Origin of the sequence: Streptomyces sp. NPDC048288 (genome assembly GCF_043201555.1) — a bacterium.
Classification (GTDB): domain Bacteria; phylum Actinomycetota; class Actinomycetes; order Streptomycetales; family Streptomycetaceae; genus Streptomyces.
This window is the reverse complement of sequence record NZ_JBICZD010000019.1, coordinates 103,087-117,711: the sequence shown is the minus strand read 5'-3', so window position 1 is coordinate 117,711 and position 14,625 is coordinate 103,087. Positions and strand designations below refer to the sequence as shown.

The 14,625-nt window shown below is 72.2% G+C and carries 12 protein-coding genes; 1 reads left to right on the top strand and 11 read right to left on the bottom strand.

The window, feature by feature from the left end; translation table 11 throughout:
• Positions 1-10: 10 nt before the first annotated feature.
• The 7 genes from ACGFZS_RS45295 to ACGFZS_RS45265 form a co-directional block, all read right to left on the bottom strand.
• Positions 11-1,375: an ABC transporter permease gene (locus ACGFZS_RS45295; RefSeq protein WP_393800083.1), complete on the bottom strand. Its 1,365-nt coding sequence runs from the start codon at positions 1,373-1,375 to the stop codon at positions 11-13.
• Entirely contained in the window at positions 1,372-1,545 is a 174-nt protein-coding gene (locus tag ACGFZS_RS45290; RefSeq protein WP_393800082.1) for a hypothetical protein, read from the bottom strand. Before ACGFZS_RS45290 ends, ACGFZS_RS45295 begins: the two co-directional genes overlap by 4 nt.
• On the bottom strand, positions 1,542-2,483 hold the full coding sequence (locus tag ACGFZS_RS45285; RefSeq protein WP_393800081.1) for an ABC transporter ATP-binding protein: 942 nt from the start codon (positions 2,481-2,483) through the stop codon (positions 1,542-1,544). Before ACGFZS_RS45285 ends, ACGFZS_RS45290 begins: the two co-directional genes overlap by 4 nt.
• A 172-nt stretch (positions 2,484-2,655) precedes the next feature.
• The gene (locus tag ACGFZS_RS45280) at positions 2,656-3,501 is read right to left on the bottom strand and encodes an EamA family transporter (RefSeq protein WP_393664699.1); all 846 of its coding nucleotides are present in this window, start codon (positions 3,499-3,501) and stop codon (positions 2,656-2,658) included.
• Entirely contained in the window at positions 3,498-4,019 is a 522-nt protein-coding gene (locus ACGFZS_RS45275; protein ID WP_393800080.1) for a YbaK/EbsC family protein, read from the bottom strand. The genes ACGFZS_RS45280 and ACGFZS_RS45275 overlap by 4 nt, the downstream gene beginning before the upstream one ends.
• Positions 4,020-4,177: 158 nt before the next feature.
• Positions 4,178-6,394 carry an MMPL family transporter gene (locus ACGFZS_RS45270; RefSeq protein WP_393800079.1) on the bottom strand — a complete coding sequence of 739 codons (2,217 nt, stop codon included), beginning with the start codon at positions 6,392-6,394 and terminating at the stop codon, positions 4,178-4,180.
• A gap of 124 nt (positions 6,395-6,518) precedes the next feature.
• Positions 6,519-7,118, bottom strand: a complete 600-nt coding sequence (locus tag ACGFZS_RS45265) for a TetR/AcrR family transcriptional regulator (protein ID WP_393800078.1) — start codon at positions 7,116-7,118, stop codon at positions 6,519-6,521.
• A 167-nt stretch (positions 7,119-7,285) separates the two neighbouring features.
• Here ACGFZS_RS45265 and ACGFZS_RS45260 point away from each other — a divergent pair, with 167 nt between their 5' ends.
• A complete protein-coding gene (locus ACGFZS_RS45260; protein WP_393800077.1) occupies positions 7,286-10,645 on the top strand; it encodes a S41 family peptidase in 3,360 nt (1,119 codons plus the stop codon).
• 166 nt (positions 10,646-10,811) lie between these two features.
• Here the strand turns inward: ACGFZS_RS45260 and ACGFZS_RS45255 are convergent, their stop codons facing one another.
• From ACGFZS_RS45255 to ACGFZS_RS45240, 4 genes are all read right to left on the bottom strand, one after another.
• Complete coding sequence (locus ACGFZS_RS45255) at positions 10,812-11,060, bottom strand: hypothetical protein (protein WP_393800076.1); 249 nt, start codon at positions 11,058-11,060, stop codon at positions 10,812-10,814.
• Positions 11,061-11,154: 94 nt separating this feature from the next.
• Positions 11,155-12,039: an SDR family oxidoreductase gene (locus tag ACGFZS_RS45250; RefSeq protein ID WP_393800075.1), complete on the bottom strand. Its 885-nt coding sequence runs from the start codon at positions 12,037-12,039 to the stop codon at positions 11,155-11,157.
• A complete protein-coding gene (locus ACGFZS_RS45245) occupies positions 12,036-13,010 on the bottom strand; it encodes an alpha/beta fold hydrolase (RefSeq protein WP_393800074.1) in 975 nt (324 codons plus the stop codon). The genes ACGFZS_RS45250 and ACGFZS_RS45245 overlap by 4 nt, the downstream gene beginning before the upstream one ends.
• Positions 13,007-14,527: a flavin-containing monooxygenase gene (locus ACGFZS_RS45240; protein ID WP_393800073.1), complete on the bottom strand. Its 1,521-nt coding sequence runs from the start codon at positions 14,525-14,527 to the stop codon at positions 13,007-13,009. The genes ACGFZS_RS45245 and ACGFZS_RS45240 overlap by 4 nt, the downstream gene beginning before the upstream one ends.
• Positions 14,528-14,625 lie beyond the last annotated feature (98 nt).

The window sequence follows — 14,625 nt, the reverse complement described above, 5'->3', positions numbered from 1 at the left end:
ACTGTTCCCTTCACTGGGTGTCGAGCAGGTCGACGTTGCCGTCGAACTGCCACAGCGGGTTCGGGGCGTCGCCGGTGGCGGTCCGTACGAGGAAGTAGCCGTTGACTTCCTTGGGACCGTCGCCGTCGGCCACGAACCGCCCGTCCGAGGTGATGTCGAGCTGGTAGACCGCCGTCCCCGTGACCGCCTTGACGCCGGGGAGGTGCCAGCTCACTACGCAACGCCAGTCGTTCCCCGCGCCCTCCTGGGCGGCCTGGCCGTCGCTCTTGGTGCACGCCGCCGTGGCCCCCAGCTGTGTTTCGGTGACGGCGGGTCGGTGGAGTTCCCGCGTCTGCAGGCGGTAGAGGTGCGCGAAGACGGTGGCGAGGGACTTCTGCACCTTGTCCTGTTCGATGCCGGAGCCCGTCGAGGGGGTGGCCACGGCGACCGCCCCGACGGTGACGGCGGTCAGCGCGGCCAGCGGCAGCACGCCCAGGGTGAGCGCGCGGCGCCCGGAGCCGTCGTAGGCCGGGTTGGTGAAGTCCCGCCGTACGAACAGCAGATAGGCCAGGACGGTCGCGAGCACCGCCCAGGCCAGGCCGACCGCGACCCCGATGAGGAGTTGGGTGAGCTGGGCCGGGTCGGTGAACAGGCCGTTCCAGGAGACGAAGGCCGAGCCGGGCAGGGCGAGGCGCACGGCGACGGGCAGCGGCAGCATCTGGGCGACCGACATCGTGAGCGCGACGACCGGGGGCAGCAGCAGGCCCATCGGGGAGCGGCCCAGCGCGACCGAGCCGAGCAGGCCGATCGCGGCCAGGGCGAGGGTCGGGGCGAGGGCGGCGAGCCAGGAGAGCAGGACCCGGACGGCCGCGTCCCCGGGGGACAGCAGATGCCCGTCGAGGCCGACCAGGGGCTGGTTGCCGACCGCGACGAGTCCGCCGACCGCACTGGACACGGCCAGCCCGGCCACCAGCAGCAGGATGACGGTCAGGCTGGCCAGCGCCTTCGCCAGGAAGATCCGCGCGGGCGAGCGGACCGCCACCAGCAGATGGCGCCAGGTGCCGAGCCGGTCCTCGGCGGCGAACACGTCACCGGCGACCACCGACGTCAGCAGCGGCAGCGCCCAGGTGCCCGCGAAACCGAGCAGCACCAGCGGCCCGGCCCAGCCGGTCGCGTGCATCCAGCGGCCGAACAGCGTGTCGGCGGGCAGCGTGCTCTGCTGGCTGACCCCGGCGACGAACAGCGCCGGCGCGATCCAGCAGGCGAGCACCAGCAGCCGGATCCGCCACTGCGAGACCAGCTTGACCAGTTCGAAGCGGTAGCCGCGCGAGACCGGGACCCGGCGCGTGGCGGGGGCGCGTTCGGCGACGGCGGTGGCGGCGGTCGTGGCGGTCATCGGCCGGTCTCCTGCTGCTCGATGGGCGTGGCGGTCGCCGGCCGGTCCCCCGCCGCCCGACGGTCACGGCCGCCGGCCGGCCCGCCGCGCCCGGTGCGGACGGTGCGGACGGTGCACGCGGTACGGACGGTGTGCCCGGTGCGGGCGGTGCGCCCGGTGCGGACGGTCATCTGCCCGCCTCCTGCTGCTCGGTGAGGGCGAGGAACGCGGCCTCCAGCGGCGATACGACGGGGGCGAGTTCGCGGACCGCGACGTCCGCCCGTACGACCTTCGCGACGAGGTCGTCGAGGGCGGGCACCAGGGCCCGTACGACGAGCACGTCGGCGTCCTGCCGTACACCGCTGTCGTCGACGACCCGGATGCCGTCGGTACCGGCGGCGAGCCGGCGGGCGGTCTCCGGGTCGGAGGTGCGCAGCCGGTAGTCGAGTTCACGGTTCTCGGCGGCCAGCTTGGTCAGCGGGCCGGAGAAGACGACCCGGCCGGTGGCGAGGATGGTGACCTCGGAGCAGAGGGCCTCCAGATCGTCCATCCGGTGGCTGGAGAGCACCACGCTGCTGCCCTCGGCGGCGAGCCGGGTGAGGACGCCGTGCACATGTCTCTTGCCGGCCGGGTCGAGGCCGTTGGACGGTTCGTCGAGCACGAGCAGCCGGGGCCGGGTCAGCAGCGCGGCGGCGAGCCCGAGCCGCTGCCGCATGCCGAGGGAGAAGCCGCGGGTCTTGTCGTCGGCGACGTCGGTGAGCCCGACCTCGCCGAGCACGTCGTCGATGCCGGCCGTGCCCGTGTCGAGGCCGCGGAGGGCGGCCAGCGCGGCGAGGTTCTGCCGGGCGGTGAGCGAGGGGTAGAGACCGGGCGCGTCCACGAACCCGGCGATGCCGTCGGGTGCCGCGAGCGCCCGGTCGACCGGTGTCCCGAGGATCTCCAGCCGGCCGCCGTCCGCGACGGCCAGCCCCAGCAGCAGGCCGAGCAGTGTCGTCTTGCCTGCGCCGTTCGGTCCGACCAGGCCGTGGATCTGACCTTGTGTCACGTCCAGGTCGACGCCGTCCAGGGCGACGACCTCGCCGAAGCACTTGGTGATCCCGCGGGCCCGGACTGCGTGGAGTGTGTCCATGAGTCCCATGCGTCCCTTCTTCCGCAATCCGCAGGGACCTTATGGACGACACACAACCCGGGCACAGACGATTGCCTGAACGCCCGCGGAACGGTTCGTCAAGGCAACGGCAAGTCCGTTCAGGACGAGACGACTTCCGGCCAAACCCGGACAACACCCGGACCGCCACCGGTTACCCGGCGTGCAGCATCAGCCCGATCCCGACCACCAGCAGCCCCGCCGCCGCGATCCTGGGCGCCCCGAACCGCTCCTTGAAGAAGACCGCGCCGATGGCGGCGCCGACGATGATCGATGATTCGCGCAGTGCGGCGATGGGGGCGAGTTCGGCGCGGGTCTGGGCCCACAGGACCAGTCCGTAGGCGAAGACGGACAGGAGGGCGCCGAACAGGCCGAGGGCGGCGAAGGGGCGGGCGGCGGTGAGCAGTTCGCCGCGTCTGCGGGCAAGGGCGTACGCCGGGATGGCCAGGCCCTGCAGGGCCATCAGCCAGGCGATATAGCCGACGGAGGAGCCCGAGGCGCGTACCCCGAGGCCGTCCAGGAGGGTGTACACGGCGATCGTCACACCGGTGGCGAGGGCGGCCCCGATCGCCGTCCAGTCCGGGCGGCGGCCGCGCAGCCCCCACAGCGCGACCCCGGTGAGTCCGGCGCAGGAGACGGCGATCCCGGCGGCCGCCGGGGCGTCGGGCACCTCGTGCGCGAACACCGCGGCGAACAGGGTGACCAGCAGCGGCGCGGTGCCGCGCGCGATCGGATAGGCCTGCCCGAAGTCGCCGAGCCGGAAAGAGAGCATCAGCAGCGCGAAGTACGCGACATGGACGACCGCGGAGGCGATCAGGTACGGCCATGCCCCGGCCGCCGGCACGGCGGAGAACGGGATCAGCAGCAGCCCGATCAGCACGCCCCCGGCGGCGATCAGCGAGGAGCCGACGAGTTTGTCGGTGATCCGGTGTGCGATGGCGTTCCAGCCGGCGTGCGTGACCGCGGCCAGCAGGACGGCCGCGGTGACGGCAGGGGTCACGCGGCGGGCTCGCGCACGTCCACGACGGTGGCGCCGGCGTGCTTCACCAGGTCGGCGGGCGCGATCGGGAAGACGGCGTGCGGGGTGCCGGCGGCGGCCCACACCACGTCGTGCCGCAGCAGCGCCCGGTCGGCGAGCACCCGCGTGCGCGTACGGTGCCCGAAGGGCGGCACGCCCCCGATGGCGTACCCGGTCGTCTCCCGTACGACGTCGGCCTTGGCCCGCGTCACCTTCGCGGCGCCGAGTTCCTCGCGGACCCGTTCCACGTCGACCCGGGAGGCGCCGTCCATCAGCACCAGCACCGGCACCCCGTCGGCCGCGAAGATCAGCGACTTGCAGATCTCGCTGAGCTCGCAGCCGACCGCGGCGGCGGCCTCGGCTGCGGTACGGGTCGCGTCCGGGAAGCGCCGGACCTCGGCGGTCAGTGCCCCGAGTCCCAGCTCGTCCAGCGCGGCGGCGAATCGGGGATGGGCTCCGGAGCCCTGGGCATCGGCGTCAGTGGCGGCTGTCGTCGTCATACGGGGCACGCTAGCCAAGAGTCCCCGGCGACTGCGAGCGGATAACCCGCCCCGGGACGCCCCCCGGGACTCCCCCGGGACGCCCCCGGGGACGAGGAAGCCGGTGAGGGCGCCCCGTCCCCACGGACCCTCACCGGCGGTCTGTCACGAGCGGTACGTCAGGCGCGTACCAGCTCCCGGTCCTCGTCCTCGTCGTCCTGGCCGGCCTTCGTGTCGGACAGGGTGCGCAGGCCCTCGCCCTCGACGTCGACGTTGGGCAGGGCGCGGTCCAGCCACTTCGGCAGCCACCAGGCGCGCTTGCCGAGCAGGGCGAGCACCGCCGGGACGATCGCCATGCGGACGACGAACGCGTCGAAGAAGACGGCGATGGCGAGGCCGAAGCCGATCATCTTGATCATGGACTCACTGGAGGTGATGAAGCCGCCGAAGACGGACATCATGATGATCGCGGCGGCGCCGACCACCCGCGCGCTGTGCCGGAAGCCGGTGACCACGGCCTGGCCGGGGCTCTCGCCGTGGACGTACGCCTCGCGCATCCGGGTCACGAGGAACACCTCGTAGTCCATGGCGAGGCCGAAGACCACGCCCACCATGAAGATCGGCATCATCGACATGATCGGGCCGGTCTGCTCGACGCCGAGCAGGCCGCCGAGCCAGCCCCACTGGAAGACCGCGACGACGGCGCCGAGCGCGGCGAGCACGCTGAGCAGGAAGCCGAGGGCCGCCTTCAGCGGGACCAGGACCGAGCGGAAGACCGCGATCAGGAGGAGGAAGGCGAGGCCGACCACCAGCGCCAGGTACGGGACCAGCGCGTCGTTGAGCTTCTGCGAGAAGTCGATGTTCATCGCGGTGGTGCCGGTGACCAGGACCCGCGCGTCGGTGTCCGCCTCGACCCCGGCGCCCTCGTCACGGATGGCGTGCACCAGGTCCTCGGTACGGACCGAGGACGGCTTGGACGACGGGACCACGGTGATCGTCGCGGTGTCGCCGGCCTGGTTGAACATCGCCGGGCTGACCGAGGCGACGTCCTTGAGGTCCTTGATGCCGTCGGTGACCGTGCTGGCCGCGGCCTTCGGGTCGGCGCTGTCCTTGGCGTCGACGACGATCATCAGCGGGCCGTTGAAGCCGGGGCCGAAGCCTTCCGACAGGAGGTCGTAGGCGCGGCGCTGGGTGGTGGACGTGGGCTGCGAGCCGTCGTCGGGCAGGCCCAGCTCCAGCTGGGAGGCCGGCAGGGCGACCGCGCCGAGGCCCACCACGCCGAGCAGCAGGACGGCGGCCGGGCGGCGGACCACGAAGCTCGCCCAGCGCTCGCCGAGACCGGGCTTGGCCGGAACGCCGGTGTCGCTCTTGCGGCGCTTCGCACCGGCCGCCTTGACCCGCTTGCCCGCGTAGCCGAGCAGGGCCGGGATCATGGTCAGCGCGATCAGGACGGAGACCACGACCGTGCCGGCCGCGGCGAGGCCCATCTTGGTGAGCATCGGGACGCCGACGACGGAGAGGCCGGCCAGCGCGATCACGACCGTGAGGCCCGCGAAGACCACCGCCGAGCCGGCGGTGCCCGCCGCGCGGCCGACCGCTTCCTCGCGGTCGCGGCCCTCGGCCAGCTCGCCGCGGTAGCGGGAGACGATGAACAGGGCGTAGTCGATGCCGACCGCCAGGCCGATCATCAGCGCCAGGGTGGACGTGGTGTCGCCCAGGTCGAGTGTCTTGGCGAGCGCGGTGATGGTGGAGACGCCGATGCCGACGCCGATGATCGCGGTCAGCAGCGGCAGTCCGGCCGCGACCAGCGAGCCGAGGGTGATGACGAGGACGACGGCGGCGATGGCCAGGCCGACGACCTCGCCGGCCGCGCCCGGTTCGGCCCCGGCCTGCAGGGCGTCACCGCCGATCTCGACGGTCAGCCCGGCCTTCTGCGCGTCGTGCCCGGCCGCCTCCAGCGCGTCGCGGGAGGAGTCCTTGAGCTCCATGCCGGAGACGTCGTAGCGCACCGAGGCGTAGACGACCGTGCCGTCCTTGCTGACGGCGTGCGTCTTGTAGGGGTCGGTGACGGAGGTGACCTCGGAGCCGTCCGTCAGTTCCTTCACGGTGGCCTTGACGGTGGCCTTGTTGAGCTTGTCCGTCATCTTCTCGCCGGCCGGCGCCTTGAAGACGACCCGCGCGGTGGCGCCGTCGGAGCTGGAGCCGGGGAAGCGCTGGTCCAGCAGGTCGAAGGCCTTCTGCGCCTCCGTGCCGGGGATCGAGAAGGACGTGGAGCCGGCGGCGGGCGCACTGGCCGCGCCGACGCCCGCCAGGGTCAGCAGGGCCACCCATATGAGGGCGACGAAGTGCCGTCGCCGAAAGGCGAACCGGCCCAGTTTGTAGAGGAACGTGGCCACGAGGGCGTACTCCCGGTCAGGTCGTGGGGTGTTCAGGGCAGGGTTGACCGACCCGGTGGGTGGCAGGGTCGATCGGCCCGACGACGTGAGCGGAGACGTCAGGTTGGCTGGCTGTGGGGAAGGGTCAGCGGGTGGCCGCGCCAAGGGCGGGGAGCACCACAGCGTCGATGTACTTCAGCAGGAAGGCCTGCGTGGGCGGCTGCTCGTCGATCAGCGAACGAGCGGCGAATCCACCGATCATCATGTGCATCACGAAGTCGATCGCCGGGTTGTCCGCACGGACCTCGTCCCGGTCGATCGCACGCTGCAGCACTCGGTGGAACTCGGCCATCTCGGGCTCGATCAGATGCTCCTTGAAGGCCGCCAGGAGCTCCGGGCTGCCGTGGATCGCCATGGCGAGCCCTCGCATGAGCGCGGAGTTCTGCTCCATCTGGCAGTCGTCGGAGTTCAGGGTGAGGGCGTGCAGGTCGCCCCGGAGCGATCCGGTGTCGATGTTCCCGAAGCCGCCCGGCTTGTTGTGCCGCACCGCCCTGGCCACCAGCTCGGCCTTGCCGCCCCACTGGCGGTAGAGGGTGGCCTTGCTGGACTTGGTGCGGGCGGCGACGGCGTCCATGGTCAGGGCGTCGTAGCCGACCTCGCGGAGCAGGTCGAGCACGGCCTCGTACAGCTCGGCCTCACGCTCGGGCGTGATCCGACTGCGACGCGCCGTTGCGACCTCAGTCATGCCACTCACCCTTCACTGCTCCCTCGGCACCTTCATGCGTACACCTCGAAGATACCCTGCGATCTACAGAAACGAAACCGTTTCGTACGTGTGTTGTCTCACGTATGTGAAAGACATACCCGCTCCCACGAGTTGCTCGCCCCCTGCGACCGGAAAAGCATGGGGAGGTGAGCTATCTGCGCCTGCCGCATCTCAGCGGCGACCTGTTGTGCTTCGTGGCCGAGGACGACCTCTGGCTGACCTCGATCGACACCCCGGGCCGCGCCTGGCGGCTCACCGTCGACCGCACCAAGGTCGGCCACCCGCGCTTCTCGCCCGACGGCCGCCGGGTCGCCTACACGAGCTGGCGCAGCCTGGTGCCCGAGATCCACCTGGCCGACGTGGACGGCGGGCCCGGACGGCAGCTGACGTACTGGGGCAGCGCCGACACCCAGGTCCGCGGCTGGACTCCCCCCGACAGGGAAGGCGACGCCGACATCCTGGCGGTCGCCTCGCACGGGCAGCCGTTCTCCTATTTCACCTGGGCCTACAAGGTCTCCCCCGACGGCGACCCCGGCCGCAAGCTGCCCTGGGGCCCGGTCTCCGACATCCAGGTCGCCGACATCGACGACGAGCGCAGGACCCTTCTCCTCACCGGCACCCCGCCGCACGAACCGGCCGGCTGGAAGCGGTACCGGGGCGGCGCCATGGGCCGGCTGTGGCTGCACGGGCAGCGGCTGCTCGACGGCATCGGCGGCCATCTGGACTCCCCGATGTTCGTCGCCGGCCGGATCGCCTTCCTCTCCGACCACGAGGGCGTCGGCAACCTCTACTCCTGCGCCTACGACGGCTCCGACCTGCGCCGCCACACCGACCACGACGCCTTCTACGCCCGGCACGCCGCCAGCGACGGCTCGCGCGTGGTGTACCAGTGCGCGGGCGACCTGTGGCTCGTCGACGACCTCGGCCCGGACGCGGCGCCGCGCCGGCTGGACGTACGGCTGTCCGGGCCGCGCGCCGGGCGCCGCCCCTACCAGGTGCCGGCCGCCCAGCACGTCGACGGCGTCTCCGTGGACGAGACGGGCCGGGCCAGCGCCGTCGTCGTCCGCGGCAGCCTGTACTGGCTCACCCACCGCGACGGCCCCGCCCGCACCATCGCCGACACCCCGGGCGTCCGGGTACGGCTCCCGGAGATGCTCGGCTCGACCGGCCAGATCGCCTACGTCACGGACGCCGGCGGCGAGGACGCCGTCGAGATCGCCCACCTGCCCCGCGCCAGCGGCGACCGCCCACCGCGCCGGCTCGCCTCCGGGAGGCTCGGCCGGGTACTGGAACTGGTCTCCGACCCGCTCGGCGAACGACTGGCGGTGGCCGCCCACGACGGCCGGCTGCTGTTGATCGACGTGGCGGAGGAGGAGGTGGCGGAGGAGGTGGCGGACAACGAGGGTGACCGGGTCGTTGTGGATGTTGATGACGTTGAGGCCGTTGAGGATGTTGAGGCCGTCAATGTTGACGGCGCCGACGGGGTGGTCACCGAGTTGATCCAGTCGATCAATGGTCCGGTCCGCGATCTGGCCTTCTCACCGGACGGGTCATGGTTGACCTGGTCGCATCCGGGGATCGGCCGGACGCTGCGGCAGATCAAGATGGCCCGGATCAGCGACCGGCTCGTCATCGACGTCACCAACGGCCGCTTCGAGGACGAGAACCCGGTCTTCACCCGCGACGGCCGCTACCTCGCGTTCCTCTCCTGGCGCGGCTTCGACCCGGTGTACGACGTCCACACCGGCGACCTCTCCTTCCCGCTCGGCTGCCGGCCGTACCTGGTCCCGCTCTCCTCCGCCACCCTCTCCCCCTTCGCCCTCAACCCGGACGGGCGGCCGGCCGCCGGCGGTCTGGACCCCGTCGAGGACGAGGAGCCCGGCGAGGGCGGCGCGGTGACGGTCGAGGTCGAGGGCCTGGCGAACCGGGTGACCCCGTTCCCGGTCACCGCCTCCAAGTACTCGGCGCTGTACCCGGTCGCGGGCGGCGGCCTGGTCTGGCTGCGCTGGCCGATCTCGGGCGCGCTCGGCGAGACCTTCGCCAACCCGGCCGACACCAGCGGCCGCCCGACCCTTGAGTACTTCAACATCAGCAAGGCGAAGAAGTCCGAACTCGTCGACCATCTCGACTGGTTCACGGTCAGCGGCGACGGCAGCCGGCTGGTCGTGGTCGACGAGGGCGAGCTGCGGGCCGTCCCCTCGACCGAGTCCGGCGACGGCGACACGACCGTCTGGATCGACCTGCGCCGCATCCTGCACGAGGTCGACCCGCCCGCCGAGTGGCGCCAGGCGTACGCCGAGGCCGGCCGTCTCATCCGGGACTACTTCTGGGACCCGGGGATGTGCGGCATCGACTGGGACGGCGTGCTCGACCAGTACCGCCCGCTGGTCGAACAGGTCGCCTCCCCCGACGAGTTCGCCGACCTCCTGCGTGAAGTCCTCGGCGAACTCGGCACCTCCCACGCCTATGTCACCCCCGCCCGCCGCAACGAGGGCCCGCCGCACTACCAGCGCCTCCAGGGCCTGCTCGGTGCCAACCTCGTCCACCGGGACGGCGGCTGGACGGTGAAGCGGATCCTGCCCGGCGACTCCTCCGACTCCAAGGCACGCTCCCCGCTCGCGGGCACCGGCATCCGCGAGGGCGCGGTGCTCACCCACATCGACGGCCGGCCGGTGGACCCGGTCACCGGCCCGTACCCGCTGCTCGCGGGGGCGGGCGGCACGACGGTGGAGCTGACGTTCACCCCGGGCGAGGGCGAGTCGGGCCCGCCGCGCCGGGTCGCCGTTCTTCCTCTCATCGACGAACGGCCGCTGCGCTACCAGGACTGGGTGGCCAAACGCCGTGAGGTGGTACGGGAGATGAGCGGCGGCAAGTGCGGCTACCTGCACATCCCCGACATGGGCGGCTCGGGCTGGGCCCAGTTCAACCGCGACCTGCGCGGGGAGGTCTCGCGGCCGGCGCTCATCGTCGACGTGCGCGGCAACGCGGGCGGCCACATCAGCGAACTCGTCGTGGAGAAGCTCACCCGGACCATCCTCGGCTGGGACCTGACGAGGAACGCCCAGCCGGTGTCGTACGCCTCCAACGCCCCGCGCGGCCCGATCGTCGCGCTCACGGACGAGGCCACCTCCTCCGACGGCGACATGATCACGGCCGCGATCAAGCTGCTGAGGCTCGGCCCGGTCGTCGGGCAGCGCACGTGGGGCGGAGTGGTCGGCATGACCGGCCGCCACCGCCTGGGCGACGGCACGGTGATCACGGTCCCGATGAACGCGGCCTGGTTCGAGGACTACGGCTGGTCCGTCGAGAACCACGGCGTCGCCCCCGACCTGGAGATCCTGCGCACCCCCCTCGACTGGGCCGAGGGCCGCCACGTCGAGATGGACGACGCCATCCAACTCGCCCTGGACCTCCTCACCGACCACCCCGCAGCCATCCCCCCCGACTACAGCGAGGCCCCCGACCGCTCCCGCCCGAAGCTCCCCCCAAGGCCGACGGCTCCCTGAACACGCCGTCAGGGGCAGCGCCCCGTCAGGGGCGCGGGGAACTGCGCGACAAGCCCCCACCGCCCCGCACCGCCCCCACAACCGCCACCACCCCGAAAACAACAACGCGGGGCGCCCTCCGAAAAGAAGGGCGCCCCACGCGATTCGGCCGAGCCAAGTGCAACGGCTACGCGTCGTAGTCCTGGTCGAACCGGTCCTGCATCTCCTGCTCGGTGTCGTCCAGGCCCTGCCGCCCGCGCTCCCGCGTCTGCTGCCCGCGCTCCTGCGCCTGCTGCCCGCGCTGCGGCGTCTGCTGGCCACGCTGCTGAGCCTGCTGGCCGCGCTGCGGCGCCTGCGGCGTCTGCTGCGCCTGCTGCTGGCCCTCGTGCATCTTCTGCTTGGCCTGACCCTGCGTCTTGCCGGCCTTGTCCTTCATACCCATGTGGGTTCACTCCCGTGGAGGGTGAGGGGATCGGCCCTCAGTGGGGCCTCGACCAGACTCACACGGGCGGACAACGCTCGCATTTCGATCAGTCACGGTGCGTAGCGCGCTTCTCCTCGTCGGCCGCCCCACCCGCGCCGACGAGCCCCGTGCGCATGCCCTGCAAGCGGGGCGCGAACCGCTTCATCTCACGCTGTCCGACCGTGCCGATGAGCGCCGGCAGATACCCGCGCACGCCCTGCATCCCGCGCAGCCACCCCTGCCCGTACACATGCGCCGAGCGCCGCTCGATCCCGGCCACGATCCGGTCCACGGCCGGACCCAGCGGATACGTCTTGTTCGCCGGCCACGGCAGCCGCTGCCGCAACTCCCGCATCACGTCGTCCTGGTCGGCGCCGCGCACCATGTCGGTGTCCGTCCAGGACAGGTACCCGACCCCGACGCGCACCCCCTGATGGCCGACCTCGGCGCGCAGGCAGTGCGCGTACGCCTCCACGCCCGCCTTGGACGCGCAGTACGCCGTCATCATCGGCGCCGGCGTGATCGCGGCCAGCGAGGCGATCTGCAGCAGATAGCCGCGGCTCTCCGTCAGCACCGGCAGGAACGCGCGGGCCGTCACCGCCGAGCCGATCAGGTTGACCTCGATCACCCGCCGCCAGGCCACCGGGTCGGAGTCGGCGAACGGACCGCCGTTCGCCACGCCCGCGTTGGCCACCACGATGTCGGTCTTCCCGAACCGCTCCTTCACCTCCGCCGCCACCCGGCTCATCGCCTCCTGGTCGGTGACGTCGGCGTACCAGTGGGCGCTCTCGCTGTGCAGCTTGCCGGAGACCTCCTTGAGCGCCTCCTCCTCCAGACCGACCAGCGCGACCTTTGCCCCGCGCGCGGAGAGCTTGCGGGCCAGCAACTCGCCGACACCGCGCGCCGCTCCCGTGACGACGGCGACCTGCCCTTCGAGACCGACCCTGCTCATGCGCCCTCCTTGACCTGCGTGCTCTGCTCGATGATCCGCGTGCTCTGCTCGATCTGCTTGACCTGCTCGATCTGCGCATACGCGGTGACGAGTTCCCGGATCTTTCCGTTGACCAGCTCCGGCGCCTCGACCGGCGTCATGTGTCCCATGCCCGGCAGTTCGGTGAGCCCGAGGGAGTGCGGCAGCGCGGCGGCCAGCGCGCGGGCGTGCAGCGGGGGCGTGAGCCGGTCGTCCGTGCCGGCGACGACCGCCGTGGGCACGCGCAACTCCCGGACCCCGGCGTCGAGATCGAGTTCCGCGAGGACCCGCCCCCAGGCATGCCGTACGGCGCGCGGGCAGGCGTGCACGATCCGCGCGCACGCCTCCACCGCCTGCGGGGCGGAACCGGCGCCCATGGTGGCGTACTTGAGGATGCGCCGCGCGAGGGGCGTGACCGGTCCGAGCGGGGCGCGCGAGGCCAGGACACGCGTCGTGAGCCAGCTGCGCCCGGCCCCGGCGCGTATCGGTATGACCCGCGCCTCCGCGACCAGCCGCGAACTGCCGGTGGAGCACAGCAGGACGGCGGCGGCGTGCTCACGGAAGCCGGCCCGGGTGGCGGCCGCCATGACCGTCATGCCGCCCATGGAGTGCCCGACGATCACGGCTTGTTCCCCGGGCGCGAGCGTCTGCGCCAGCACCGCCTCCAGGTCGTCCGCCAGCGCACGCGTGCTGCACGCGGGGCTCGCGGGACTGCGCCCGTGCCCCCTCTGGTCGTAGGCGATGACCCGGTGGTCGGCGGCCAGTTCACGTATCTGCGCCGCCCAGAAGGCGGTCGAGCAGGTCCAGCCGTGGGCGAGGACGACGGGGGGCGCGTGCTCGGGGCCGTGCACCTCGACATGCAGCCGGGCGCCGTCGGCGGAGACCGCGGTGAGTTCGCGCGCGGGGGCCGGCGGGGCGTAGGGCCCGCTGGTCACATGGGTGAGCCGGCTCACGCGCCCACCTCCGCGTCGGACGTGGCGCCGGGCACGCCCTCGTGCAGCGGCGGCCGGATCACCTCGTACTCGCCGAGGTCCACGCGCTGGGTCGCGCGCCGGAACTCGGTGGTCGTACCGGGCCAGATGGTGGTGTTGCGGCCGTTCGCGTCCAGGTACCAGCTGGTGCAGCCGCCGGTGTTCCAGACGGTTCGCTTCATGCGTTCCTGGACCTTGTGGTTCCAGCCGGCCACGGCGGCGGGGCGCGCGTCGAGGGCCGCCCGCCCGCCGAGGACGTCGAGCTGGCGCAGGTAGTCGGCCATGTAGTTCAGCTGGGACTCGATCATGAGGATCATGGAGGAGTTCCCGAGGCCGGTGTTGGGCCCGATGATCGTCATCCAGTTGGGGAACCCGGCGGCCGAGGCACCGCGCAGCGCCTCCATCCCGCCCTTCCAGCTCTCCGCGAGGGTCCGTCCGTCGGCGCCCACGACCCGCTCGGCGATCGGCATGTCGGTGACGTGGAAGCCGGTGCCGAAGATGATCGCGTCGACCTCGGCGCTGCTGCCGTCGGCGGCCACCACGGTCGATCCGCGCACCTCGCTCAGCCCGCTCGCCACCACGTCGACGTTCCGCTGCGCCAGCGCCGGATAGTAGGTGCTGGAGAGCAGGATCCGCTTGCAGCCGATGCGGTAGTCCGGGGTGAGCTTGGCGCGCAGCGCGGGATCCTTGATCGCGCGGCCCATGTTGCGCTTGGCGATGCTCTCGACCAGGCCGAGTTCGTCGGGGCGCTTGGTGAACGCCTGGACCTGGAGCTCCCGGATGCCCCACAGCAGCCCGCGCCGGGCCTGGGTGGTGAAGGGCAGCGCCCGGTGCAGCCGGCGCTCGGCGGCGCTGATCGCGCGGTCCATGCGGGGCATCACCCACGGGGGCGTGCGCTGGAAGAGGGTGAGCTTGGCGACCTCGGGCTGGACGGCGGGCACGATCTGGATCGCGGAGGCGCCGGTGCCGACCATGGCGACCCGCTTGCCCCGCAGGTCGTAGTCGTGGTCCCAGCGGGCCGAGTGGAAGACCTTGCCGGGGAAGGAGTCCAGCCCCGGGATCTCGGGGGTCTTCGGGTCGGACAGCGGCCCGGTGGCGGAGACGACCACGTCGGCGGAGAGCGAGCCGGACGCCGTCTCGATGTCCCAGCGCAGCTTCTCCGGGTCCCAGGTCATCCGCTTCACCTCGGCGTCGAAGCGGAGGTGGGGCCGCAGCCCGAACACGTCGGCGACATGCTCCAGGTAGGCGCGGATGTGCTGCTGCCCGGAGAAGGTGCGCGGCCAGTCGGGGTTGGGCGCGAAGGAGAAGGAGTACAGGTGCGACGGCACGTCGCAGGCGCACCCCGGGTAGTCGTTGTCCCGCCAGGTGCCGCCGACGCCGCCGGCCCGTTCCAGGACGACGAAGTCGGTGATCCCCTCCCGGCGCAACCGCACGGCCGCGCCCAGTCCGCCGAATCCGGACCCGATCACCGCCACCCGTACATGCTCGTGCTCGGCCATCCCGGAGCCTCCACACCTCGACCGTGATTACGCCAGTGAACACTGGCGCAATGGGACTGTAGAGCAGCTCCGTACCGATGGGTAGGGGTCGGACAGAC

Bases quoted from the DNA above. Each gene is read 5' to 3' on its own strand.
- ACGFZS_RS45295 (WP_393800083.1), bottom strand. From the start codon at position 1,375: ATGACCGCCACGACCGCCGCCACCGCCGTCGCCGAACGCGCCCCCGCC.
- ACGFZS_RS45290 (WP_393800082.1), bottom strand. From the start codon at position 1,545: ATGACCGTCCGCACCGGGCGCACCGCCCGCACCGGGCACACCGTCCGT.
- ACGFZS_RS45285 (WP_393800081.1), bottom strand. From the start codon at position 2,483: ATGGACACACTCCACGCAGTCCGGGCCCGCGGGATCACCAAGTGCTTC.
- ACGFZS_RS45275 (WP_393800080.1), bottom strand. From the start codon at position 4,019: ATGACGACGACAGCCGCCACTGACGCCGATGCCCAGGGCTCCGGAGCC.
- ACGFZS_RS45265 (WP_393800078.1), bottom strand. From the start codon at position 7,118: ATGACTGAGGTCGCAACGGCGCGTCGCAGTCGGATCACGCCCGAGCGT.
- ACGFZS_RS45255 (WP_393800076.1), bottom strand. From the start codon at position 11,060: ATGAAGGACAAGGCCGGCAAGACGCAGGGTCAGGCCAAGCAGAAGATG.
- ACGFZS_RS45250 (WP_393800075.1), bottom strand. From the start codon at position 12,039: ATGAGCAGGGTCGGTCTCGAAGGGCAGGTCGCCGTCGTCACGGGAGCG.
- ACGFZS_RS45240 (WP_393800073.1), bottom strand. From the start codon at position 14,527: ATGGCCGAGCACGAGCATGTACGGGTGGCGGTGATCGGGTCCGGATTC.